The following is a 26,142-nucleotide window of genomic DNA, read 5'->3' on the forward strand; positions in this document are numbered from 1 at the left end:
TACTAAATGTTTTTAAATTTTTCCAATTCATCTAGTTTTTCCCATGGATAATCAGGTTGTCCAACTTGTCCTCTTGCTGCTACATCTGCATATAAAAATGTATCAATACTAGGTTTATCCAATTTAAACTTATCTGTAATCCATTTTGGAGTTAATGGAAAATTATCCATTACAAAGCTTGATAAAATATCATCATTGTGTTTTGTATATGTTCCCATAGTATCAACAGCTACAGATGTCGGACGTGCAACTCCAATAGCATAAGAGATTTGTACAATCGCTTTTTTTGCTAATCCTGAAGCCACTATATGTTTTGCTATCCAACGTGCTGCATAAAGTCCACTTCTATCAACTTTTGTGTAATCTTTGCTACTTTGAGCTCCTCCACCAATTGGTGCATATCCACCAAAACTATCAACTATTAATTTTCTTCCAGTTAATCCACTATCATGTAGTGAACTATGATTTACATATCTTCCTGTTGGATTTATATGTATTATAGTATTTTCTCTATCATATAATTTATCTGGAAGCCCTGAGTTATCTATTAAATCTTGAATTATAGTTCTTACCTCTTCAATTTTTAAACCCTCAACACTAGGAGCAGATACTACAATAGTATGAATTCTTTGTGGGCTTCCATTTTCAAAATTTTCTTTAGTTCCATAATCAACTGTAACTTGAGTTTTAATATCAACTCCAAATTTATCCCTATTTTTTAGTGCAAAATTATAAACTGTATCACTTAATCTTCTTGCATAAACAATAGCTGCTGGCATATATTCAGCTGCTTCATTTGAAGCAAATCCAAACATAATTCCTTGATCTCCAGCTCCAATCTCTCCTGTTGTTTGATCAACACCTTGACTTATATCTGGACTTTGTTGATTTAATAAAACTTGAACTTGTACATCATCAGGATGAAGGGCTTGTTCTTTTGTAAAAGCACTTTTTCCATCATATCCAATTTTTGCCAATGCATCTTTTACAATTTTTTCATAATCTTTTTGGCTTAAATTAGCTTTTGATTTTACCTCTCCACCAATAACAACATGCTTTCCAGCAACAAAAACCTCACTAGCAACTCTACTATTGCTATCTTCTATTATTAGTCTATCAACTATCGAATCTGCAATTATATCTGCACACTTATCTGGGTGTCCAGGGCTTACAACTTCGCTTGTAAATAGATATTGTGATTTTTTTTCCATTTTGTTTTCCATCCTTTGTTTTCCACAAGCTATGCTTGAGTTGTTTTCCATTCTTTGTTTTCCATTTTTTCTAAAAAGAATTTAAATAAAATATAAAGAAATCATTTCCCCAAAAAAGGGAAAAAGTTTAGAAGTTTAACCTAAGTTTTATTAGTTTTTTTTTAAGTACTACTCAACAGTTACAGATTTCGCTAAATTTCTTGGCATATCAACATCGTTTTTAAGCCTAATTGAAATCTCCATAGATAGAAGCTGGAGAGCTATTAATATCTCAAAGAATTCTAGCATATAGTGTTCACAATCATTTATTTTTATAAAATCATCAGCCAAAGGAAAATCAAGTGGAGATATTGCACAAATTGTACTATCCCTTGCACTTAACTCTTCTACATTTGATTTAATTTTGTCATATAACATATTTTTTGGCATTAAGGCTATTGTAAAAAGTTCTGGATCAGCTAATGCAATTGGTCCATGTTTCATCTCACCAGCTGGATAACCCTCTGCATGTAAATATGAAATCTCTTTTAATTTTAAAGCACCTTCAAGAGCTAATGGATAGAAAACATCTCTTCCAATAAAGAAAAATCCATGACCATGTAGATATCTTTTTGATAATCTTTTTGCTTTTTCATGGATATTTTCATAAACTTTTAAAGACTTTGGAACTTCTCTTAGTGTATTTATCTCATTTTGTAGTTTTTGATTATCTATTGTATTTCTAATTTTTGCAAAATATAGACTTAACATCCATAAAACAACTGTTTGAGTAGAGAAAGCTTTTGTTGAGGCAACACCTTTTTCAATTCCAGCTCTTGTTAAAATTGTAGCATCTGCAACTCTTGTCATTGAAGAGTTATCAACATTACAAATAACTAAAGTCTTAAGTCCAGCTGCTTTTGCCATTTTCAGAGCCTCTAAAGTATCGGCTGTTTCTCCACTTTGAGATATTACAACAAAAAGTGTATCAGTAGTTAAAAGTGGCTCTTTATATCTAAATTCGCTTGCAACTTCTACACTACACTTTATTTTACTTAATCTTTCAAATAGATATGAAGCTGTAATTCCAGCATGATATGAAGTTCCACAAGCACATATTTTTATCTCATTTATTCCATCTAAAATAGAAGCTTCAATCTCATCAAAATTAATTTCACTATCTTTTATTCTTCCTAGCATACAATCGCTTACAACAACACTTTGTTCATAAATCTCTTTTTCCATAAAGTATCTAAAACCATCTTTTTGAGCAGACTGTTTTGATGTTGGAAGTTTTGACCAAACAATATTTTGTGAAAAAAACTCTATATTTTCTTTACTTGCAACTCCACCAACTCTATCATCAAGATATACAACATCACTTGCTAATCCTATTAAAGCTGAGTCTGAAGATGCGAATAAAACCTCATCTTTTTCTATTCCTTTCCCGACAATCATAGGACTTCCTAATTTATAAAAAAAGATTTTTTCTGGCTCATCTTTTGTTATTAGTAAAATTGCATATGCACCTTCTAACCTTTTAATAGTCTCTTTAAAAGACTTTGTTGCATCCTTTAGTTTATTATTATAGTGTTCAAAAAGATGTACAATAACTTCTGTATCTGTTTGTGATACAAATTTATGTCCCAAAGCCAAAAGCTCATCTTTTAACTCTTTATAATTTTCTATAATTCCATTATGAACTACATAAGAGTACTCTCCTAAATGTGGATGTGCATTTACTTCAGTTGGTTTTCCGTGTGTTGCCCATCTTGTATGTCCAATTCCTAAATTATATTCACCACTTTTAGACTCATTTACTTTCTCTTCAAGATTTACAAGTTTTCCAACTGCTTTAAAAACATCAATATTTTTCTCATTTAAAACAGCAATTCCAGCACTATCATAACCTCTATACTCTAACTCTTTTAAACCATCTAATAAAATCTTACAAGTATCATATTTGCCAATATATCCAACTATTCCACACATGATTTTCCCTTATTTTTATATAATATTTAATTTTAAAATCTATGATTATATTTAATTCTTACTAAATATCAAGAATATCTAAAAGCTCTTTATGAATTTTACCATTTGTAGCAACTATATACTTATCTTTAAACATATCAAAACTAGTACCACCTATATTTGTGATTTTCCCACCAGCTTCTCTTAAAATAATTATTCCAGCACTAACATCCCAAGGTTTTAAGTTCATCTCATAGTAACCTTCAAAAACACCACGAGCTACTAAACATAAATCAATAGATGCACTTCCTAATCTTCTCAAATCTTGACAATTTGGCAAAATATTCTCTATTTTTTTTACGACATCTTTTAAATCTTTTGTATTTTCACCACTACTATATGGAAAGCCTGTTGCTAGAAGTGATTTTTGTAAACTATCTTCACTACTTACTTTAATCCTTTTACCATTTAAAAAAGAGCCTTTTTTAACCTTAGCAAAATATAACTCATCCAAAATAGGATTATAAACAACTCCAATATATGGTTTTTTATCTCTATAAACTCCTACACTAATAGCTGTGTGAGGTAAACCATTTACAAAATTTGTAGTACCATCTATTGGATCAATTATGATTGAGTTATTAAACTCTACATCACTATTATTTGACTCTTCTGCAATAATGTTAAACTCTTTAAATTTTTTGCTAAACTCTTTTTTCAAAAACTCTTCAACTGCTAAATCATATTTAGTTACTAAATCTTTTTTTGCTTTAAAATTTACCTCTTTTTTACTATAAAACCCTTTTTCTAAAATTTTTCCTGCTTTTTTTATAATTTTTATTAACTCTTTTTGCATTTATTTTCTCCCAAACTTTCAATATTTCTAGCAATTTTATCTAATATTTTTAAAATCTATGTAAAATTCGATTTATGAAAAATTTTATAAAAATAGAAGATAAAAATATCTTTTTTGGTGATTGTAAAAATTGTCAAGCATTTTGTTGTAAAGGCTCATATGGTTCGATATTTTCACAAATTTTAAAAGAGGAGTTTGCTTCTCTTTATAAAAACTTTCCAATCTTATTTATATTTGGCTCTTTAGATTTTATAAAACCCGTAGTTATGTTATCAAATGGAATAGATAGTTGCCCTTATCTTAAAAATAGTAGTTGTAGTATATATAAAGATAGACCAAATGTTTGTAAAACATATCCACTAAGCCCAAATATAGATGATAACATCTATATAGATAGCTCTTGTCCAGAAATTTTCAAAGGAAAAAATAGTCTAGATTTAACTCTTAATATTTTTGAAAACTATTCAAAAAAATATATAGATACACATTTTGAGTTTAAAGGGTTAAAAAAAGAAGAGTTTCTAAAAATTTTAAATATAAGAGGGGTTGAATTTTATAAATATATTGGTAAGAACAACTCTATTTATTTAAATTATCATGAAGCCTCTTTAAAAAACTTAGATATTTTACTTTAAATTAAGTTTTAATTAATATTTAATCAACTATACTTCCACTCCAATTTAAAAAGAAGTTTATAACTTTAAATAAGAAATTAGACTATTAAGTTTGTTTTAATTATTTTAAAGTATAATTCCAGTCCTTTTTCAGTTAGGATTTATGCGGGAGTAGCTCAGTTGGCTAGAGCTTCTGCCTTCCAAGCAGACTGTCGCGAGTTCGAGTCTCGTCTCCCGCTCCACTTTTAAAAGTGTGTTTTTTATTTTTTTATCGCGGAATAGAGCAGCTAGGTAGCTCGTCGGGCTCATAACCCGAAGGTCATAGGTTCAAATCCTATTTCCGCAACCAATCATAAATCCCTAAAAACAATCCTTTGATAAATATTTTTTAAGCACATACTTTTAGATCTTTTTTTAACTGTGCAGTATTTGTGCAATTTTTTTCATTAATTTAAACTGAATCTAAAAAAGTTGCCCTTTTGGTTTTATCTGATTTAATAAATTTAGCATATTTTGTAAGTGTAATTTGAACTGTACTATGTCATAAAATTTTTAAAACCCACAAAATATCTTCTCATTTGCTAATCATCAACGATGCAAATGTATGTCTAGCTTGATATAAAGCTCTATAATCTAGTTTTGAAGTTTTTAAAGCTCTTCTTCAAACACCTTCTTTAATATATGAACTATCATAAAAAAATTGTTGTCACTATCTAAAAATATAAACCTATTTTTCATATATAAATGAACCTTTAATTCTTTAAAAGCTTTTTCAACAAAATTTGTACTAATTTCTAGTTTTTTATTTTTCTCTTGATAAATTCTTTATAATTCAAAATTAGCATTTCTCTTTATCCATGCCAAATTTAATTTAGTATCTTTTTTACCTGTTGAATATCTTTTAATTTTCCATTGATACTACTTTGAACATAGATAATACCATCTCTAACTGTGGAACCTGATTTATTTTCCTAAGCATTGTAATGCTCCTTAATATTTGCAAAATACCCTTTCTAAAGTGTTTTATTATCTTTAATATAAAAATCAACTTCTAGTTTAAAATTTGCCTTTATATAATATATCAATATTTGTCTTGAAACATTCAACTCTTTTGCTACAAAAATCAAAGGAATAGTTGTAAAATTGGTTATTTGCAACTTAGTATATTTGCCCCTATTTCCTACTTTTTTATTAGTATTAAAAATGTTGTTGTTTTTATTTCTTTTTTTTAATAGATTAAAAAATTGAAATCTTTTCTATTTGATTTTTTTGTAATAGTTTTGTAATAGTTTTTTAGCTTTTCTTAAGTTTTATCCCGTTATAATCTCGACCTTGAAACAAAGAAAAAGTCATAAAAAGCTTAGTTTCAATAGTGTGTCAAAGTAGCTCAGCTGGCTAGAGCGCTGGTCTCATAAGCCGGAGGTCGAGAGTTCAAGTCTCTCTTTTGACACCATAAAGTAAAAGTGCTGGTGTAGCTCAGTTGGCTAGAGCAGCTGATTTGTAATCAGCAGGTCGGGGGTTCGACTCCCTTCACCAGCTCCACTTTTATTTATAATCCTTCTGGGGTATCGCCAAGCGGTAAGGCAACGGTTTTTGGTACCGTCACTCGAAGGTTCGAATCCTTCTACCCCATCCACTAGAATAATTTTCTTTTATTGATTTTATTGAAATTTAGTTTATGAATATTTTTTATCTATTTCTATATAAAAGAGTAATCTAAAAAATAAACAATAGAAGAATTGCTACAATTAAATATCCAACATTAAAGATACTAAATAAATTTTACTATATAAAAGTTGGTATAAAATATACCAACTTTAACTTAATAATATATACCTATATTAAACTATTATTTTGTTAAATCTTTTATAAATTGAATAGCCATTCTAACACCTGTTCCACTTGCACCATAAGGATTATATCCCCAAGCTTTCTCTACAAATGCAGGTCCTGCAATATCAAAATGTATCCATTTATCTTTATTCTCTTCATAAATAAAGTTATCTAAAAACATTCCAGCAGTTATTGCTCCTCCATATCTTGTATTTGAAATATTGCAAACATCCGCAATTTCAGATTTTATACACTTTTTTAAATATCTATTAAAATCAAGTTTTGTTGCATACTCTCCACTATATTGACAAGCTTCAAGAGCTTTTTGTTTTAAGCTTTCACTATTCCCCATAATTCCAGTTGTATATTCTCCTAGACCAACTACACAAGCTCCTGTTAATGTTGCAAAATCAAAAATATAATCAATCCCTTTTATCTCATCTTGAGCATAGCATAGACAATCTGCTAAAACTAATCTTCCTTCAGCATCAGTATTTCTTACTTCTATAGTTTTTCCATTTTTAGCTTTTAAAATATCATCTGGCTTATAAGCATTGCCTCCAATCATATTTTCAACTGCCCCAATAATTGCATGAACCTCTATAGGAAGTTTAAGCTCTGCAATAGTTTTAATAGCATTTAAAACAGCAACTCCTCCGCTTTTATCTGCTTTCATAGTAACCATAAAATCAGCTGGTTTTAAAGATAAACCACCACTATCATATGTTAATCCTTTTCCAACCAATACAACTTTTGTTTTTGCTTTTTTTGGCTTATATTTTAGGTGAATTAGCTGTGACTCATGAATACTAGCTTTTCCAACACTATACATTGACATCATTTTTTGTTTTTCTAACTCTTTTTCTCCCAAAATATCACACTCAAGATCTAAATCTTTTGCAATTTTTTGTGCCTCTTTTACAAAAGTTTTTGGAGTAAAATCCTGTGGAGTAGTATTTACCATATCTCTAGCACAATTTACTGCATTTGCAATAATTAATGACTCTTTTAAAATAGTATTTAACTCTTGTTCTCTCTCTTCAAGCACAAAAGATAGCTCTTGTTTTTTATTCTCTTTTTCACTTTTATAATTCACAAAAGAGTATGAACCTAAAATCGCCCCTTCAACTAAAGCTTTAAAATGAGTTTTTAATTCACTATTTATTACAAGTTTTGCACTTTTAAACTTTGTAGATAAAAATCTTTTAACTCCAGCTGAAATGGCTATAGCTAAACTATCATAACTAAACTCTTCAAATCCAACATAGATTCTTTTTCTTTCAACTAAAAGGGCAACTGTCTCATCTTTTACTTTAAAGTCAAGATTTGATAAAAGCTCACTATCTAAATTTTCTACAGCTTTTAAATCTTTTACAAGTATTATCTCTAAATCAAACTCTTTATTTTTTGATATATCTATAATATTAACTTTCATTCATTATCCTTTTTTCAATTTTTTTTGTTGCTTTACTAAAATAGTATATAATTCCTCCGCCAAAAACAACAGCTACGGGAATTGCTAGATACCAATGCTCTTTTGCCCAATGAAGAACAACCATAATCTCATTTCCAAAATACCAAACAGGAACAATTGTAATAGACGCCCAGCACCAAGCAGAAATTAGATTTATAAAAGCAAACTTTCTAGCATCATATCTTGTAAGACCTATTGAAATAGGAATAATTGTTCTCATTCCATACATATATCTTTGAGTAAAGATTATTGGCCATCCATGTTTTTTTAAAAGTAAATGAGCAAAAGCAAACTTTCTTCTTTGCCCTCTTAATCTTTTTAAAACTCCTTCTTTATTGAATCTTCCAATATAAAAATAGACTTGATCTCCAGCAAAACCACCAAGACCAGCTACAAAAATTGCTAAAAACAGGTTCATATCTCCAGAATGAGATAGAAGCCCAGCCATAATAAGTCCAGCTTCACCTTCTAACATACCCCATACAAAAAGTATTATATAACCATGCTGTTTTAAAAGATATACAAATTTTTCTTCAATTCCACTAACAGGAGCCAAATAAAGACTATATGCCAAAAAAGAGACAAATAGTACAAGGAAAACCGCAAAAATTTTCCCTGAATATGGTTGTATTTTTCTAAATATTTCTCTCATTTTTATCCTTAATCAAAATTTAGTAGGCTCTTTGCTTGAACCATATCTTTGTCACCACGCCCCGATAAACAAACAATTACCGTTTTTCCTTTTAGTCTCTCTTTCTCTTTTTTTAAATATGCTATTGCATGAGAGCTTTCAAAAGCAGGAATTATTCCCTCTTTTTGACTTAACCAAACAAAAGCTTCTAAAGCCTCTTTATCTGTTATATTGTCATATTCAACTGTTTTATTATCTTTATGAAAAGAGTGTTCAGGTCCAATTCCTGGGTAATCAAGTCCTGCACTAATACTATGAGCTTCAAGAACTTGTCCCTCCTCATCTTGTAGAAGATATGAACATTGACCATGAAGTATTCCTGGTGCTCCTTTTGCCAAGCAAGATCCATGTTTTGAAGTTTCAATTCCCAAACCACCAGCTTCTATTCCAATACATTTTACCTCTTTATCTTCTAAGAAATGAGAAAACATTCCAATAGCATTTGAACCACCACCAATACAAGCTACAACAAAATCTGGAAGCTTTTTCTCTTTTTCTAAAATCTGTTTTCTAGCTTCATAACCAATAATTGCTTGAAAATCTCGTACCATCATAGGATATGGGTGAGGACCTGCAACTGTTCCTATTATATAAAAAGTATCTCTTGCATTTGTAACCCAATATCGTATTGCATCATTCATAGCATCTTTTAAAGTTTTACTTCCACTTTCAACTGCAACTACCTTTGCACCTAAAAGCTTCATTCTAAATACATTTAACTCTTGTCTAATTACGTCTTTTGCTCCCATGAAAACAGTACACTCTAATCCCATAAGTGCAGCTATAGTAGCAGTTGCAACTCCGTGTTGTCCTGCTCCTGTTTCTGCTATTACTTTAGTTTTACCCATTTTTTTTGCTAATAATCCTTGGGCAATAACATTATTTACTTTATGTGCTCCTGTATGATTTAAATCTTCTCTTTTTAAATATACTTTTGCACCAATCTCTTCACTTATATTTTTTGCAAAATAAAGAGGATTCTCTCTTCCAACATAATCTTTTAATAAAGCATTAACCTCATCCCAAAACTCATTATCAAATCTATATTTATTATACTCATTTTGAAGTTCTTTTAAAATTGGCATTAATGTTTCAGGTACATATTGACCACCAAAAATTTCTCCAAACTCTCCATTTTCATTTGGGTCAAAAATGCTCTTTTTTGGAATATAGTTACTCATATTTCTAATACCGAATATACAGAAGTTTTCTCTTGTAGCTTTGCTTTTCCAGATAAAATAGAGAAATTTAAAATAAAACATGCCTCAACCAAAGTAGCATTTAATTTCTCTATTAAGTTTGAAGCTGCATAAGCTGTTCCTCCACTTACAATTAAATCATCTATTAATAAAACCCTAGGATTTTTAATATCTCCAAAGGCATCAAAATGAATCTCAACTTCATCAAAACCATATTCTAGCTCATATTTCTCACACAAAGTGGTACTAGGAAGTTTTCCTTTTTTTCTAATTGGTACAAACCCTATCTTAAGCCTAGTAGCAAGTGCTGTTCCAAATAAAAAACCTCTAGCTTCAATTCCTGCAATAAAATCTAAGTTCTCTTTTTTATATCTATCTTCTAAGTGTTGCATTAAAAGTTCAAAGGCTTCATGATTGTTTAAAAGTGTTGTAATATCTTTAAAATGAATTCCAGGTTTTGGAAAATCTTCTACTGTTCTAATTGAGTTTAAAAGCGTATCTCTCTCTTTTTGTGTTAAAATCTCTTTACTCACAATATTTCCCTTCATTTGAAAATGCCAATATTCTAGCTAAAATTAAATTATGTTATAGTTTAAAACTTATGATGAATTTTGGTTTTTCTAAAAAACAGCTATTCTGTAGCATTATGTATTGACTTTTTAACTCCATCATAAGCTTCTGATGTTGTATCTTTTGTAGCTTGCCATGCTTGTTTACTATCTTGTTTGACACCAGACCAAGTTGCACACCCTTGAAATAAAATTATAATTGTTACTAATAATATTACTTTAAGCACTACTTATCCTTTTAAATCTATATTTTCATACTTAAATTTATACCAAATATTTCTATCAAATAAGATTAAATTTATTTCGATACAATTTGCCAAGAATTACTACTATCTAAGGAAATTTATGTATAAAAATATCAATACGGCTCTTTGTCATCTAAAAGATTTTGCACCTTTTAAAGATCCTACAAACTCTTCACATTTTCCAATATATAACACTGCAACCTTTGATTTAAAAAATCAAAGTGGTGATAAAATCTATGACTACACAAGAAGTGACAATCCTACAAGAGAAGCTTTAGAAAACTTCTTTTCTTTTGCAGAAAATGGTGCTGGAACTGTTTGTACTCATACAGGAATAGCTAGTGTAGCACTACTTTTTGAGACAACTTTAAAAGCAAACTCTACAATTTTGGTTGAAGCTGATTGCTATGGTGGAACTTTTAGACTTTTGAAAATTTTTAAAGAAAAATATAATATTGAAGTGATTTTTACAGATTTTAGCGATTTTCAAATGCTAGAGCATATTTTAAAAACTTCAAATGTAGATTTAACACTTTGTGAAAGTCCTACAAATCCTGGATTAAAAATTATTGATTTAGAAAAAGTTGCAAAACTTTGTAAAAAGTACAACTCTCTCTTTGCTGTTGATAACTCTCTTGCTACATTTATTAGCCAAAAACCTTTAGATTTAGGGGCTGATTTTTCACTATTTTCAACTACTAAATATATTAGTGGTCACGGAAGTGTAATTGCTGGAGCTATTGTTGCAAAGACAAAAGAGAATTCAGACAAACTTCACTACTACTCTAATGCACATGGCCATAATCAAAACCCTCTTGATGTTCATCTTATATCTTTAGGAGTTCCTAGTCTTAAAATAAGAGCAAAAGTTAGTAGTAAAAACTCTATTAAACTGGCGAAATTTTTGGAGAAACAAGATTTTATAGAAAAAGTAACTCATCCTGCTTTAAAATCTCACAAAAATAGAAATTTAGCAAAAAGACAGATGAAAATAATACCTGGTCTTTTTTGTGCTGATTTTAAAAGTGTTGAAGTAGCAGAAAAATTTATAGCAAATAGTAAAATATTTGGGGAAAAATGCTCTTTTGGAAGTCCTGATAGTAGAGTTGAAATTCCATCAAAAATCTCTCATGCCTCTTTTTCTAAAGAGGAGTTAAAAGCTATTGGAATATCTGATTGTACTGTAAGATTTGCTATTGGATTTGAGAGTTTTGAAGATTTAAAAGAGGATTTATTACAAGCAATAAGATGAAGAGAGACTATATTTTTTATCCAATAAATTGTGGTGAAACCTTGCCACAAAATAATATTCATGCTGTTTCATGCTCTATGCCAACTTTAAAAGATGTAATAGATTATGAAGAACAAAAAGAGGAGATTTTAAAAAAAATCACTGTTGCTTATCCAAGATTTATAATTCATCCATATTTAAAAGAGCTATCAAACTATTTAAAAAAGAAATACAAAGTTTCAAATGATTATGAACTTATACTTTTAAGCTCAAAAAAAGCAGTAGATGTTGTTAGTAATTTTTACTATATTCACAATGCCTTTCAATTTAAAGAGGATTTTGGGGTTATAAAAGTTCTAAAAGGGCGACAATATCAAAAAGTTTTAAAGTTTATTCAATATGTTGGTTACAACCTATCTTCGAGATTAGCAGAGGATTATCTATATAAAATTGGACTTATAGAAAATCTTCAAGATGAAGAGCTAGAGAAAAAAAAGTATGCACAAGATATTATAATATCAACACTAGCAAATGCCTACAAAGAACAAAAAGAGAACATCTGTTTAGCACCTTCTGGAATGAATGCAATTTACAGTATATTAAAAGCTCTTAAAAATATTCAAGCAAGAAATGGAAAATCTATTTTAATACAGTTTGGTTGGTTATATTTAGATACTACAAATATTGTAAGTAACTATTTTGAAGAGAGTAAAGTTTTTTATGATGTTACAAATTTAGATATTTTAGAAGAGTTTTTAAAAAACAATCAAAATAGAACTTTAGCAATAATCACAGAGGTTCCTACAAATCCTCTTGTAAAAACTGCAAATTTAAAGAGACTTCGAGAACTTTGCGATACTTATAATATTGTTTTAGTAATTGATTCAACCTTTGCAACTCCATACAATTTAGATTTAAAACCTTATGCAGATATTTTTGTGGAGAGTTTGACAAAATTCGCATGTGGGAATGCTGATGTTTTGATGGGTGCAATTATTTTAAATAGTAAGTTTAATATTTCACATATAAAAAATGAGTTTTTTAAACATTGTGATACTCCATACATAAAAGATATGCAAAGAATGGCTTTAGAGATTAAAGATTATAAAAAAAGAGTAAAAAAAATCTCACAAAATACAAAAGAGCTTATAGATTTTTTACCAACTTTACCATATATTTCAAAAATTTATTCATCTTTAGATAAAGAGAATTTTGAAAACTACAAAAATCTTATGTTTGATGAAAATAGCCTTTGTGGAATAATCTCAATATATATAGAAAATGATTTTGAAAAAATATATAATGCTCTAAATTTTGCAAAGGGTCCTAGTTTGGGTACAGAGTTTACACTACTTATGCCATATACATATTTAGCTCACTATGATTTAATAAATAGTAAAAAGGGAAGAGAGTTTTTAGAAAAAATAGAACTCCCTATAAATCTAATACGAATTTCAGTAGGAGTTGAAGATATAAATGAGATAAAAAAAGAGTTTCTAAGAGTTAAAAGCAACCTAAATTAACTACTAACTGATAATTTAGATAGCTTTTAAAAGGAGAAAATAAAGTTTAATATAAAAAGCTATACTCTACAACTTCCCATTTTACCTAAAGCATTGATTTTTTCGACTCTTTGAGTATGTCTTCCACCTTCAAACTCTGCTTTATCCCAAGCTTTGATTATTGATTCAATCATACCTTGTCCACTCACTCTTTCTCCTAAGCACAAAACATTTGCATCGTTATGTTTTCTAGCCATTCTTGCACTATATTCATTGTGACAAAGGGCTGCTCTTATTCCTTCAAATTTATTTGCAGCCATACTCATTCCTAAGCCACTTCCACAAATTAAAATTCCAAATGAGCCAGTATCTTCCAAAACCTTTTTACAAACTTTTTGTGCAAAATCTGGGTAGTCAACTCTATCTTTTGAAAAAGGACCCAAATCAACAACCTCATGTCCCCTTTCTTCAAACAACTCTTTTACAAAGGCTTTTATATCAATTCCAGCATGATCAGCACCTATATAGTATCTCATTAGTAAATCCCCTCTTCATGTTTTAACTCTTTTGTTGTATCTATATTTTTTTCTAGACTTTCAACTGTACTTAAAACTCTATCCCATCTTACTTTATAATTATCGTCCCAAGAGAAGTATATAAACCAAGGAGTTCCTACTATATATTTATAAGGCACACTTCCCCAAAATCTTGAATCATTTGAGTGATCTCTATTATCTCCCATCATAAAAGTTTCATCTTCAGCAATAATAAGTTCTTGCATATCAAAAAGCTCTTTTGGATTAGAGAAATCTCTTGTTACATTTGGGTCATTATGAATTCCTTTATGCTCTTTTGCATAAGGATTTACAACAAAAAGTTTACCATTTATCTCTATTGTTTCATAATCTTTGAACTTCTCATTTACATACTCATTTCCCTCTTTTGGATGAAGATATAGTACTTTATCTTTTAAGAATATAGTATCTCCACCAATAGCAACTGCTCTTTTTACATAGTGAATATCAGGATTGTGTGGATATCTAAATACTACAATATCCCCTCTTTTTGGTCTATCACCCTCAATTAAGTGTCCATTTCCTTTAAAATCTGGTAAAATCTTTAATTCTAACCAAGGAATTGTTGGAGTTGGTACTCCATAAGAAAATTTTTTTACAAAGAGCATATCACCTATTAAAAGTGTATTTTTCATACTTCCGCTAGGAATTACAAAAGCTTGGGCTATAAAAAATATAATTGTAAGAACAATAACAATTGTCCCTGTCCAAGAACTTGACCAGTTATAAATATTTTTTAACATCTATTTTGATTCTCTTTTTTCTCTTAAATTTGATGCTTTTATTGTATTTTTTAATAACATTGCTATTGTCATAGGTCCCACTCCACCTGGAACTGGCGTTAAATGAGAACATTTATTTTTAAGATTTTCAAAATCAGCATCACCTACAAGTTTCCCATTTTCAAGTCTATTTATTCCCACATCAATAACAATTGCCCCATCTTTTACCATATCTTCTTTTAATAAATAAGGAACACCTACAGCAATTATTACAATATCAGCTTTTAAAGTGTGAGATTTTAAATCTTTAGTTCTACTATTGCATACTGTTACAGTTGCTTTTGCATTTATTAGAAGTGAAGCCATAGGCTTTCCCACTATATCACTACTTCCAATAACTACAACATTCTTACCACTTAACTCAATATTGTGTTCTTCAAACATTCTCATAACACCAAAAGGAGTTGCACTTAAAAATGAATCAAGGTTTGAAACCATTCTTCCTACATTGTATGGATGAAATCCATCTACATCTTTTAATGGATTAATAGCTTCTAAAATTGTAGTTGTGTCTATATGTTTTGGTAGTGGAAGCTGAACTAAGATACCATCAAGTTTTGGATTATTATTCATAAGATTTATAGTTTGTAATAGTTCCTCTTGAGTAATAGTATCTGGCATTTCATGAACAACAGAGTATATTCCAGCATCTTTACAAGCTTTTGCTTTACTTGCTACGTAAGTTGCACTTGCTGCATCATTTCCTACAAGAATTACTGCAAGTCCAGGAGTTATCTCTTTTTCTTTAACAATTTGTGCAACTTCTGCTTTTACTTCTTCTTTAATCTTAGCTGATAGTGCTTTTCCATCTAGTAGTATCATATTTGTAACCTTATTTTGCTGATTTTTTAAATTTGAAGTCGATTTTATCTAAAAATCGATTAAAGTATAACTTAGCTTTGTTAAGTTTTATATGCTAAATTATACAATTAAATCTTATTGTTAAATAGCTAATGTTAGAAAACTTGAAAATATATTTTGTGAAGTTAGGATATTTTATAACAGAGTTAAAGGATCTTAAGTGAAACTTTAAAATTATTTAACACTGAATTTTATTTAATAAATAAATCTATTTATTTTGTAGATACTCTTTTGCAATTTTAATACATAAACCAGATTTTGAACTTGCATCTATCAGACTTTCACCATTGCTTATAAGTCTTAGAAGTACTAACTGTTTTATTTGCATACTAACATTTGTTATTGACATTTTTCTCCTTTGTAATATTTATATTTTGTGAATATGGTTTATAACTAAACCATATTACACTAGATAGAAGCAACATTCTTTGCTTGAGGACCTTTTTCATTTCTACCAATTTCAAAAGATACCTTTTGTCCTTCAAGCAAGTTAACTCTTCCATAATCTGAAGAGTTAATTTCACTATGATGAACAAAAAACTCATCATTTGAATCTTCTAATTGGATAAATCCAAAACCTTTTTCTGTGTTGAACCATTTTACTGTTCCAATATTTTGTGCCATTGTAATTCCTTAAATTACTTCTTATCGAAGTATGTATTGTATATAAAGTGTAATGAGGAGTTATATTTTAATAGATGTTCGTATTAACTTTGTGAGTATCAATAAAAGCAAACTAAAGATGTGTAAAAACTCTAAATCATCTTTAACGAAATCATTGTATCTGAATAAATAAATTAATGCAAATTAGTATATGAAAATTATAATTTTTTAAAGAAAATAGGTCAACTTTATTTTTAAATGGTATTTAAATATTCCATAACCTTATCTTGAAACAAATTATCCTCCATAAAATATTTTTAGAAATCCTAATTTAAACTAAAAGATATACCAAATTAATAAAAAATTAAATTGGTACAAAGATTTTATGATTTAGATAATTAACTTTTTTTAAGTATTGCAATTGGAACTATCTGTATCTCATCCATATTCCAAACATTATTTACAACATAAGGTTCATCTTCAAGCCAAAGATCAAGCTCTTCATCTGTAGGAAAATCTACAAATAGTGAGGAACCAACCATTTTATCATCCTCAATTAAAGCTCCTGCTGAAACTATTTTCCCATCTTCCATTAATCTTTTTACATTTTTTATATGTTCTTCTCTTACTTCTACTCTTCTCTCATAAGCATCATCATAATCATAAGCTATTATTAAAAATTGCATTTATTTCCTTTTTATTTTAAAATATTTTATTTTATCACAAAATTTATAAAGTAGTTGCAAAAATGAATAATAGAGGATAGATTAATACATTTAAATATCTAAAAAGTGGTGTAATATTTACATTAAAAGGAATTATTTCGGACAAAGATACTCCATTTGAGAGCTTCTTCATAATAGATAGTTTAAAAACAATATCAAAAAACTTCAAAGCTAGAATTGAACTCATCAAAAAGCCAAAGTTATTTTGAGTAATACTTAAATAAATTGAGAAAAAAAATGACATATGCAAAATAAAATATAGAAATATATTTTTTTTAAAAACTATATAATTTAACTCCAACATTCCATAAAGAGTATTAGATTTTTGCCAATTTGACTCAAAAATCTCAATAGCAATAAAAATAAAAAAAAGAGAAAATATTTCCATTTTTATAAATAGAGGCCTAGCCTCTATTTAGTTCTCTTCAGAAAAAATAATCTTTTGATCTTTATAAAGACCTGTTCCAACTGGAATTGTTCTTCCTATTACAACATTCTCTTTTAAATCTTCAAGCATATCCATTTTTGCACTAATTGCAGCTTCTGTTAATACTTTTGTAGTCTCTTGGAAAGATGCAGCTGAAATAATACTATCACTAGTAACTGCAGCTCTTGTAATTCCTAAAAGTACAGGTTCAGCAATAGCTGGTTTTCCACACATTCTTAAGATTTTTTCATTTTCAATCTTAAATCTCTTTTTAGAAACCATATCTCCAACTATAAATTTAGTATCTCCACCATCAAGAATAGATACTTGTCGTAACATTTGAGATGTAATTACCTCAATATGTTTATCTGCAATATTTACCCCTTGAGATCTATAAACTTGTTGTACTTCAGATACAATAAAGTAATGTAAAGCTTTTTCACCTAAGATTTTTAAAACATCATGAGGAGATACTTGTCCATCTGTTAAAGACTCTCCAGCATGAACAAATTCACCTTCATGAACTAATATTTGTTTACCTTTTTCTACTAAATACTCAGTTTGGTTTCCTGTAATATCTGTAATAATAAGCTTTTGTTTATTTCTAAGTGGTTTTCCAAAACTTACAGTTCCATCAAATGAAGCTAATATAGCTATATTTTTTGGTCTTCTTGCTTCAAAAAGTTCAGATACTCTAGGAAGTCCTCCTGTAATATCTTTTGATTTTTGAGTAGCTTTCGGTGTTTTAGCAATGATATCTGCGATTTCAACTCTTTTACCCTCTTGTATATTTAAAGATGCTTTCGGGTCTAGTGTATATCTTACTATCTCACTACTATCTGTTGCTAAAAGAACTGTTGGTTTATATCCAGCTGGGATATACTCATTAACAACAAGTTTTGAAGTTCCTGTTAACTCATCAAACTGTTCTGAAACTGTAACTCCAGGGATAATATCTTCAAATGTTATAGTTCCTGATTGTTCTGCAATTATTGGATTTGCATAAGGATCCCACTCTGCAATAACAATTTGCTCTTTTGTTGTAGGAGCTGAGATTTGAGCACCTTTTTCAACTTCACTATTGTCATTTAAAATTATTGAAGAACCTCTTGAGATATAGTGTCTCATAGCTTCTCTATCATCTGAATCAGCAATAACAGCAAAAAGACCTTTCTCTACAACTTTATCACCAGCTTTAATATCATGTCTTCTTTCTAAATAATCACCAGTTAGTTTATAGTATTTAACTATCCCTTTTGCCCCTGATAATACTTGAGAAGTAACAGGAGCACCATCTGAAACTTTTAATTCAGATGCATAAGGAATTCTATTTGGTACATTCCATCCATCTTTGATTATTTCAACAATAGAGTCATTATTTTCAACTTCTTCACCATCTTTATGTGGAATATAAAGTTTTCCCTCTATTTTTCCAGAAATTCCAGCAAGTTCATTTACTTTTGCAACATCACTTTTTCTTAAGAAATACTGTTTTTTCTCTTTTGAATTTGCAATAGTTAAAACAACCTCTTCGTGAATAGTTTCAATTGTAACTTTTCCCTTAAATGGTGCATTAATTTTTGGTTCAACAAGTAAAATACCTGCATTTCTTCTATTTGCTACAATAGATTTTCCATCTTTTGTATCATATTTTTTGATGTTATAATATCTAATAAACCCTTCTTTATCTGCTCTTAACTCTCTTTCTGTTTGAGTAGCACTTGCAGTTCCTCCAACGTGGAAAGTTCTTAGCGTTAGCTGAGTTCCAGGTTCTCCAATAGATTGTGCAGCAACAACTCCAACAGCTTCACCTGGTTTTGCTTTTCTTTGCTCACCTAGATTTAAACCATAACATTTTGAACAAAGTCCATTTTCAGTTTTACAAGTAAGTGGTGTTCTAATAATTACCGATTTAACTTCACTATCTTTTACAACTCTTGCAAACTCTTCAGTTATTAAAGTACCCTCTGCAAACAATATCTCATTTGAAATAGGGTCAATTATATCTTCAGCGATTACTCTTCCTGTAATTCTCTCTTCTAAGCTTTCAATTAACTCATTTCCAGATGTAATATCAGTTATCTCTATTCCTTCATGAGTTCCACAATCTTCATCTGTAATTCTTACATTTTGAGAAACATCTATTAGTTTTCTAGTTAAATAACCAGCATTAGCTGTTTTTAATGCAGTATCCGCAAGTCCTTTTCTAGCTCCGTGAGTAGAAATAAAGTACTCTAAAACATTTAATCCCTCTTTAAAGTTAGAAATAATTGGTGTTTCAATAATACTTCCATCAGGTTTTGCCATAAGACCTCTCATACCAGATAATTGTCTAATTTGAGTAGCACTTCCTCTTGCACCTGAGTCAGCCATCATAAAAATAGAGTTAAACCCATTTTTATCTGCTTTTACAATATCCATCATCTCAAGCCCAAGCTTATTATTTGTTTCTGTCCAAATATCAATTGTTTTATTGTATCTCTCTTGCTCAGTTAAAAGACCTTGAGAGAACTGTTTTTGAACTTCAATAACATCTTTCTTAGATTTTGTTATATGCCCTACTTTGCTCTCTGGAACAATAATATCATCAATAGATATAGACATTCCAGCAGCAGTTGCATATTTAAAACCTAAGTTTTTAAGATTATCTAAAAATCTAGGAGTTACTTCATAACCTGCTTCTTTGTAGATATAATCAACTAAAGCTCCAATATCTTTCTTTTTAAGAACTTTATTCCATAAATTCATTGGTACAAAACTAGGCAAAATTTCATGCATAATTAATCTTCCAACAGTTGTAGATATAACTCTTCCTTCAAGTTTTGTTCTAATTTTTGCATGTAAATCAATTTTTCCCATATCAAGAGCTATTTTTACCTCATTTACATCAGTAAATAGTTTATGCTCACCTTTTACACCATCTTTAACAAGAGATAAATAGTAAATTCCTAAAATCATATCTTGAGAAGGAACAGCAATTGCTCTACCACTTGCTGGAAGTAAGATATTCATTGAACTCATCATTAAAACTTTCGCCTCAGCAACTGCTTCTTGAGAAAGTGGTACATGCACAGCCATTTGATCTCCATCGAAATCGGCATTAAATGCAGCACAAACAAGAGGATGAAGTCTTATTGCTTTTCCATCAATTAGTACAGGGTGAAATGCTTGAATAGATAACTTATGTAGAGTTGGAGCTCTATTTAATAAAATAGGATACTCATCAACAATCTCATTTAAGCACTCCCAAACCTCATTTGTCTCAGATTCAATCAATCTTTTCGCAGCTTTTAATGTAGTTGCATAACCTTTCTCTTCTAATTTTGCCATTAAGTGTGGTTTAAATAGTTCAAGTGCCATTTTCTTAGGAATACCACATTGATCCATATTTAAGTTTGGACCAACAACAATTACAGATCTTCCAGAAAAGTCAACTCTTTTTCCAAGTAAGTTTTGTCTGAATCGTCCTTGTTTTCCTTTAATTATCTCACTTAAAGATTTAAGAGGTCTTTTATTTGCCCCTTTAACAGCATTTGCAGTTTTTCCATTATCAAATAGAGCATCAACTGCTTCTTGAAGCATTCTTTTTTCATTTCTAATAATAATCTCTGGAGCATCAAGTTCTGTTAATCTTTTTAATCTGTTATTTCTATTTATAACTCTTCTATAAAGGTCATTTACATCTGAAACAGCAAACTTTCCACCATCAAGACTTACAAGAGGTCTTAAATCAGGTGGAAGAACTGGAAGTTGAGTAAGCATCATCCACTCAGGTCTATTTCCACTATTTATAAAGTTCTCAACAACCTTTAATCTTTTAATTATAGTTTTTCTTTTTGCTTCACTTTTAGTTGTTTGCATCTCATCTTTTAAAAGTGTTAAAAGCTCAAATAAATCAAGTTTTTCTAATAGTTCTCTAATAGTCTCTCCACCCATTTTAGCTTCAAACCCAGTGTGTTCAAACAAATCAGCAACTGTTCTATACTGCTCTTCATTTAAAATATCATATTTCTCAATTTTTTTAGTTCTCTCACCATCATAAAAAGCTTCTCCTGAATTCACTACTATATATGCTTCATAGTAAAGAACTCTCTCTAAATCTTTTAGTTTAACACCTAAAATAGTTCCTATTCTTGATGGTAAAGAAGATACCATCCAAATATGAGCAACAGGAGAAACAAGTTCAATATGCCCCATTCTATGTCTTCTTACTTTTGATGAAGTTACTTCAACTCCACATTTTTCACAAACTACACCTTTGTATCTCATCTTTTTATATTTACCACAAAGACACTCATAATCTTTTACTGGTCCAAAGATTTTTGCACAAAATAGCCCATCTCTCTCTGGTTTTAATGTTCTATAGTTTATAGTTTCAGGTTTTTTAACCTCTCCACAAGACCAAGAAAGAATTTTTTCAGGACTCGCTAATTTTAATTGAAAAGCAGCAAAATCTTGTGGTCTTTCAAGCTCTTTTATATCAATTGGTGATAGTACTTTTTCATTATTACTCATTGTTTTCTACCTCTTCAAAAATCTCTACATCTAAAGCTAAGGCTTTTAACTCTTTTGTTAAAACAAAGAATGTCTCTGGAACACCTGAAGCTGGAACATTTTCACCATTTGCAATAGCTCTATATGCTCTTGTTCTTCCTTCAACATCATCAGATTTTGTTGTAAGCATCTCTTTTAGTACATTTGTTGCACCATAAGCTTCTAATGCCCAAACCTCCATCTCTCCAAATCTTTGTCCACCAAATAGAGCTTTTCCACCAACTGGTTGTTGAGTTACTAAAGAGTATGGACCTGTACTTCTAGCATGAACTTTTTCATCAACTAAGTGGTGAAGTTTTAGCATATACATATAACCAACATTTACTCTCTCTTTCATTCTCTCACCTGTTTTTCCATCGTATAAAATAGATTTTCCATCACTATCTATTTTTGCCATTTCAAACAGTTTCTCAAAGTCATAAGCTTCAACTCCATCAAAGATTTGAGTTGCAAATTTTACACCTTTTGACCAATCTCTAGCATAATCTAAAAGTTCATCATCAGTTAGTTTTTCTACAAATGACTTAGCATTCATAAGTTTTGCAACTCCTGCAACTTCAACCATTTTTGCTCTTAAATCAGCGATGTACTCACCTTTTTTTGCTTCATATATATGTTGAATTTGTTTTCCTAATCTTCTTCCTACAAGACCTAAGTGAACTTCCATAATTTGACCAATATTCATCCTAGAAGGAACTCCTAGTGGATTTAAAATAATGTCAACTGTTGTTCCATCTTCTAAATATGGCATATCTACTCTTGGAACGATATTCGAAACAATACCTTTGTTTCCATGTCGCCCAGCCATCTTATCTCCAACTTTTATCTTTCTTTTTGTAGCAATATAAACTTTTACTTGTTTAATAACACCACTTGATAAAATATCATCATGCTCTAATATATTTAATTTCTCTTCATGATCTCTTCTTAATTCAGCTTTTTGTCTTATAAAATACTCTTTTGTATCATTATAAGTTTTCTCAATCTCTTTTGCATAAGAAGATACCACTTTTTTCATAGCAAATCTATTTACATTTAAAAGAGTATCTAATGTTAAAGTATCACCTTTTTTGAACACTTTTCCATCTAACTCTAGCTCTTTTTCTAATTTAGATTTTGTAAGAAGATTGTTTATTTTTAAAGCCTCTTCTCTATCTAACATTAAAAGCTTATCAAGATGTTTTTGATTTAACTCATTTTTTTCTAATTCAATCTCAGCTTTTGCTCTTTCACACTTCTCGTAACCTTTTTTTGTAAATACTTTAACATCTACAACTGTTCCTTCCATAGAAGTTGGGCAATATAAAGATTTATTTATAACATGTCCTGCTTTATCACCAAAAATTGCTCTTAATAGTCTCTCTTCTGGAGTTGGTTTTATCTCACCTTTTGGAGTTACTTTTCCAACCAAAATCATTCCAGGAGTTACATGTGTACCAATTTTTACAATTCCAGAGCTATCAAGATGAGCTAAATTTTCCTCTTTAACCCCAGGTAAATCTCTAGTTATCTCTTCATTACCATGTTTTAACTCTCTACATTCAATCTCTTTTTCATAAATGTGTACAGATGTAAATGCATCTTTTTTTATAAGTCTTTCACTTAAGATAATAGCATCTTCATAGTTGTATCCATTCCATGGCATAAATGCAACCATAGCATTAATTCCAACCGCAAGTTCACCTTTATCCATAGATGGACCATCTGCAATTACTTGTCCTTTTTCTATGATATCACCAGCTTTTATAGCTACTCTTTGTCCAAAAGATGTATTATTGTTTGTTTTTACATTTTTGTTTACATCGTAATAGTCAATAAATGGTCCATTTTCATCTTCACCACTAATATAAATATTTTTTGAATCAGCTTTTTCTACTACTCCACCTCTAGTGGCTTTTATAGCTTCCCAAGCATCACGTGCAACTGTTTTTTCTAAACCAGTTCCAACAATTGGTGCTGTTGGTTTAATCAATGGAACAGCTTGTCTCATCATATTTGAACCCATTAATGCTCTATTTGCATCGTTATGTTCTAAGAAAGGAATAAGAGAAGCAGCAACTCCCATAACCATTTGAGATGAAATATCTATTAAATCAACCTTGTTTTTATCCATTAAAAGGATTTCTCCATTTAATCTTACTTCAACAAGCGGTTCAATGATTTTCCCATTTTCATCAAGTTTTGTACTTCCAGGAGCGATTACAAGACCTTCCTCTTGAGTTGCTGTATAATATGAGATCTCATTTGTAACAATACCATCAACAACTTTTTTATAAGGAGCTTCAATAAATCCTAGCTCATTTACTTTTGAATAAGTTGAAAGAGTGTTTATAAGACCGATGTTTTGCCCCTCTGGAGTTTCAACAGGACAGATTCTTCCATAGTGAGTTGGGTGAACATCTCTTACTTCAAATCCAGCTCTTTCCTTAACAAGACCACCTTCTCCTAAAGCTGATAATCTTCTTTTATGTGTAACTTCAGATAATGGATTTGTTTGGTCCATAAACTGTGAAAGTTGTCCACTTGTAAAGAACTCTGTAATTGTTGAAGTAATCATCTTTGAATTAATTAAATCATGAGGCATGATATCTTCAAGCGTACCAGAAAGTGTAGTCATTTTGTCTCTGATAGTTTTTTGCATCTTAATAAGTCCAGCATGAAGCTCATTTGCAAGTAACTCACCAATAGCTCTAATTCTTCTATTTCCTAGATGATCTCTATCATCAATATGACCTTGCCCTGCTTTAACTTTTATTAAATACTGAACTGTTTTAATAACATCTTCATAAGTTAAAGTTGTAACATATTCAGGAACATTAACTCCTAACTTATGGTTCATCTTCATTCTTCCAACTTTTGTTAGGTCGTATCTTTCAGGATCAAAGAATAGTTTTTTAATAAACTCTTTTGCAGCCTCTTTTGTTACAGGTTCACCAGGACGCATTACTTTATAAATTCTAATTGCAGCTAAATCATTTTCATCATCTAATTGCTCTGTCTGTTTTAATAATTTTAAACTCTCAGCATCTGCTTTAAATGCATTAATAATTGAAGCATCTGCTCCACTTGATAAATCATTTGCAATATCGAATGTTTCAAATCCTAAATCCAAAAGTTTTTTAAGTTTTAATTCATCAAGATTTGTTAAAGCATCAAATAAAACTTCCCCAGATTGTGGGTCATAGATTGAACTAGCTGTATGTCTATCCATTAAAAGTTCAAGTGGATACTCTATAAGTTTAAGACCACCTTCAATTAAAGCTTTAGCTTTTCTTACAGTTAATCTCTTACCAGCTTGAATAACTAAATTTCCTTTGTCATCTTTTATATCATAGTCAATTCTTCCCATAAAGTCATCAGGATTGAACTCTGTTAAAAACTTATTGTTTTTAATTTTGATACTAATAACTGGATAGAATAATTTAACTATATCCTCTTTTGAGTATCCTAAAGCTCTAAATAGAATTGTAATAGGAACTTTTCTTCTTTTATTAATTCTTACATATAAAATATCTTTTGCATCATACTCAAAATATAGCCAAGAACCACGATCTGGAATAATTTGTCCAGTATATAATAGTTTATTATTTGTAGTATTTGACTCATCTTCTTTAAAGATAACACCTGGACTTCTATGTAATTGGTTTACTACAACTCTTTCAACACCATTTACAATAAATGATGTTCTATCAGTCATAAGTGGTATTTCTCTAATAAATAAAGATTGCTCTTTTATATCTTTAACACCTATTTTCTCTCCAGTTTTTTCATCTAAATCCCAAAGAGTAAGTCTAACATTTATTTTAAGAGGTATTGAATAAGTTAATCCTCTAACCATTGATTCTCTAACATCGTATCTAGGTTTTCCAACTTCACTTCCTAAATAATCAAGAGTTACCCTATTTTGAGCATCATGAATTGGAAAAATTGCTTTAAATACTTTTTCTATACCAGCACCAGATCTATCTTTTTGATCAATCATCAAGAAAGTATCATACGAAGTTTGTTGCAGTTGTAATAAATTTGGAATTTCAATTTTTTGTGGGTTTTTTGCGAAATCTATTCTTAGTCTATTACCAGATTTTAAAGAGTTTAACATCTTACACCTTGTTATAAAATTTGGTTATTTTGCTTTATTTTCTTATAAAGCACAAAAGCATCCATAAAGGATAAGGTTAAAATTTATAAAAAAATCTTAACCTTAGCCCTCAAAGATGCCAAACTTATATAGGGAAAAATC

The 26,142-nt window shown here is 29.8% G+C and carries 21 protein-coding genes and 5 tRNA genes; 8 read left to right on the plus strand and 18 right to left on the minus strand.

Annotated elements, in window-relative coordinates; genetic code table 11:
- Positions 1-2: 2 nt before the first annotated feature.
- The 3 genes from metK to ATR_RS07620 all read right to left on the minus strand — a co-directional run bounded on the left by metK (position 3) and on the right by ATR_RS07620 (position 4,017).
- Positions 3-1,211 (minus strand): methionine adenosyltransferase, encoded by a 1,209-nt coding sequence (metK, locus tag ATR_RS07610; RefSeq protein ID WP_115429468.1) that lies wholly within the window; start codon positions 1,209-1,211, stop codon positions 3-5.
- Positions 1,212-1,379: 168 nt separating this feature from the next.
- On the minus strand, positions 1,380-3,182 hold the full coding sequence (gene glmS, locus ATR_RS07615) for a glutamine--fructose-6-phosphate transaminase (isomerizing) (RefSeq protein ID WP_115428853.1): 1,803 nt from the start codon (positions 3,180-3,182) through the stop codon (positions 1,380-1,382).
- A gap of 61 nt (positions 3,183-3,243) precedes the next feature.
- Positions 3,244-4,017: an inositol monophosphatase family protein gene (locus ATR_RS07620; RefSeq protein ID WP_115428854.1), complete on the minus strand. Its 774-nt coding sequence runs from the start codon at positions 4,015-4,017 to the stop codon at positions 3,244-3,246.
- 74 nt (positions 4,018-4,091) lie between these two features.
- Here ATR_RS07620 and ATR_RS07625 point away from each other — a divergent pair, with 74 nt between their 5' ends.
- The 3 genes from ATR_RS07625 (at position 4,092) to ATR_RS07635 (ending at position 4,980) form a co-directional block, all read left to right on the plus strand.
- Positions 4,092-4,652 carry a YkgJ family cysteine cluster protein gene (locus tag ATR_RS07625; protein ID WP_115428855.1) on the plus strand — a complete coding sequence of 187 codons (561 nt, stop codon included), beginning with the start codon at positions 4,092-4,094 and terminating at the stop codon, positions 4,650-4,652.
- Positions 4,653-4,796: 144 nt separating this feature from the next.
- Positions 4,797-4,873: transfer RNA gene (locus ATR_RS07630), tRNA-Gly, on the plus strand.
- A 30-nt stretch (positions 4,874-4,903) separates the two neighbouring features.
- Positions 4,904-4,980 (plus strand) — tRNA-Met (locus ATR_RS07635).
- A 664-nt stretch (positions 4,981-5,644) separates the two neighbouring features.
- Here ATR_RS07635 and ATR_RS09865 read toward each other — a convergent pair.
- The gene (locus ATR_RS09865) at positions 5,645-5,788 is read right to left on the minus strand and encodes a hypothetical protein (protein ID WP_164966899.1); all 144 of its coding nucleotides are present in this window, start codon (positions 5,786-5,788) and stop codon (positions 5,645-5,647) included.
- Between the two features lie 219 nt (positions 5,789-6,007).
- On the opposite strand from ATR_RS09865, the gene ATR_RS07640 reads away from it, so the two are divergent.
- The 3 genes from ATR_RS07640 to ATR_RS07650 all read left to right on the plus strand — a co-directional run bounded on the left by ATR_RS07640 (position 6,008) and on the right by ATR_RS07650 (position 6,267).
- A tRNA-Met gene (locus tag ATR_RS07640) sits at positions 6,008-6,084 on the plus strand.
- Between the two features lie 12 nt (positions 6,085-6,096).
- Positions 6,097-6,173, plus strand: a tRNA-Thr gene (locus ATR_RS07645).
- Between the two features lie 19 nt (positions 6,174-6,192).
- A tRNA-Gln gene (locus ATR_RS07650) sits at positions 6,193-6,267 on the plus strand.
- A gap of 213 nt (positions 6,268-6,480) precedes the next feature.
- Here the strand turns inward: ATR_RS07650 and ATR_RS07655 are convergent.
- The 5 genes from ATR_RS07655 to ATR_RS09870 all read right to left on the minus strand — a co-directional run bounded on the left by ATR_RS07655 (position 6,481) and on the right by ATR_RS09870 (position 10,624).
- On the minus strand, positions 6,481-7,899 hold the full coding sequence (locus tag ATR_RS07655; RefSeq protein WP_115428856.1) for a leucyl aminopeptidase: 1,419 nt from the start codon (positions 7,897-7,899) through the stop codon (positions 6,481-6,483).
- Complete coding sequence (locus ATR_RS07660) at positions 7,889-8,590, minus strand: DedA family protein (protein ID WP_115428857.1); 702 nt, start codon at positions 8,588-8,590, stop codon at positions 7,889-7,891. Before ATR_RS07660 ends, ATR_RS07655 begins: the two co-directional genes overlap by 11 nt.
- An 8-nt stretch (positions 8,591-8,598) precedes the next feature.
- Entirely contained in the window at positions 8,599-9,810 is a 1,212-nt protein-coding gene (gene trpB, locus ATR_RS07665) for a tryptophan synthase subunit beta (protein ID WP_115428858.1), read from the minus strand.
- Positions 9,807-10,361, minus strand: a complete 555-nt coding sequence (locus ATR_RS07670; RefSeq protein ID WP_371273106.1) for an adenine phosphoribosyltransferase — start codon at positions 10,359-10,361, stop codon at positions 9,807-9,809. The genes trpB and ATR_RS07670 overlap by 4 nt, the downstream gene beginning before the upstream one ends.
- 98 nt (positions 10,362-10,459) lie before the next feature.
- A complete protein-coding gene (locus ATR_RS09870) occupies positions 10,460-10,624 on the minus strand; it encodes a hypothetical protein (protein ID WP_164966701.1) in 165 nt (54 codons plus the stop codon).
- Positions 10,625-10,742: 118 nt separating this feature from the next.
- On the opposite strand from ATR_RS09870, the gene ATR_RS07675 reads away from it, so the two are divergent.
- Together ATR_RS07675 and ATR_RS07680 are read left to right on the plus strand one after the other, a co-directional pair.
- Positions 10,743-11,894 (plus strand): aminotransferase class I/II-fold pyridoxal phosphate-dependent enzyme, encoded by a 1,152-nt coding sequence (locus ATR_RS07675; protein WP_115428860.1) that lies wholly within the window; start codon positions 10,743-10,745, stop codon positions 11,892-11,894.
- Positions 11,891-13,396: an aminotransferase class I/II-fold pyridoxal phosphate-dependent enzyme gene (locus ATR_RS07680; protein ID WP_115428861.1), complete on the plus strand. Its 1,506-nt coding sequence runs from the start codon at positions 11,891-11,893 to the stop codon at positions 13,394-13,396. The genes ATR_RS07675 and ATR_RS07680 overlap by 4 nt, the downstream gene beginning before the upstream one ends.
- A 59-nt stretch (positions 13,397-13,455) precedes the next feature.
- On the opposite strand, the gene rpiB is transcribed toward ATR_RS07680, so the two are convergent.
- From rpiB to rpoB, 9 genes are all read right to left on the minus strand, one after another.
- Positions 13,456-13,911: a ribose 5-phosphate isomerase B gene (gene rpiB, locus ATR_RS07685; protein WP_115428862.1), complete on the minus strand. Its 456-nt coding sequence runs from the start codon at positions 13,909-13,911 to the stop codon at positions 13,456-13,458.
- Positions 13,911-14,693, minus strand: coding sequence for a signal peptidase I (gene lepB / locus ATR_RS07690; RefSeq protein ID WP_115428863.1), 783 nt, complete (start codon positions 14,691-14,693; stop codon positions 13,911-13,913). Before lepB ends, rpiB begins: the two co-directional genes overlap by 1 nt.
- Complete coding sequence (gene folD / locus ATR_RS07695; protein ID WP_115428864.1) at positions 14,694-15,554, minus strand: bifunctional methylenetetrahydrofolate dehydrogenase/methenyltetrahydrofolate cyclohydrolase FolD; 861 nt, start codon at positions 15,552-15,554, stop codon at positions 14,694-14,696. It lies immediately after the preceding gene.
- Between the two features lie 247 nt (positions 15,555-15,801).
- Positions 15,802-15,942: a hypothetical protein gene (locus ATR_RS09875; RefSeq protein WP_164966702.1), complete on the minus strand. Its 141-nt coding sequence runs from the start codon at positions 15,940-15,942 to the stop codon at positions 15,802-15,804.
- A gap of 59 nt (positions 15,943-16,001) precedes the next feature.
- On the minus strand, positions 16,002-16,217 hold the full coding sequence (locus ATR_RS07700) for a cold-shock protein (protein WP_115428865.1): 216 nt from the start codon (positions 16,215-16,217) through the stop codon (positions 16,002-16,004).
- A 377-nt stretch (positions 16,218-16,594) separates the two neighbouring features.
- Positions 16,595-16,882, minus strand: coding sequence for a YciI family protein (locus tag ATR_RS07705; protein ID WP_115428866.1), 288 nt, complete (start codon positions 16,880-16,882; stop codon positions 16,595-16,597).
- A gap of 43 nt (positions 16,883-16,925) precedes the next feature.
- Positions 16,926-17,309, minus strand: a complete 384-nt coding sequence (locus tag ATR_RS07710; RefSeq protein ID WP_115428867.1) for a hypothetical protein — start codon at positions 17,307-17,309, stop codon at positions 16,926-16,928.
- 27 nt (positions 17,310-17,336) lie between these two features.
- Entirely contained in the window at positions 17,337-21,863 is a 4,527-nt protein-coding gene (gene rpoC, locus ATR_RS07715; RefSeq protein WP_115428868.1) for a DNA-directed RNA polymerase subunit beta', read from the minus strand.
- Positions 21,856-26,001, minus strand: a complete 4,146-nt coding sequence (gene rpoB, locus ATR_RS07720) for a DNA-directed RNA polymerase subunit beta (RefSeq protein ID WP_115428869.1) — start codon at positions 25,999-26,001, stop codon at positions 21,856-21,858. Before rpoB ends, rpoC begins: the two co-directional genes overlap by 8 nt.
- Between the last annotated feature and the right edge of the window lie 141 nt (positions 26,002-26,142).

The sequence above is a fragment of the Aliarcobacter trophiarum LMG 25534 genome, from assembly GCF_003355515.1.
Taxonomy (GTDB): domain Bacteria; phylum Campylobacterota; class Campylobacteria; order Campylobacterales; family Arcobacteraceae; genus Aliarcobacter; species Aliarcobacter trophiarum.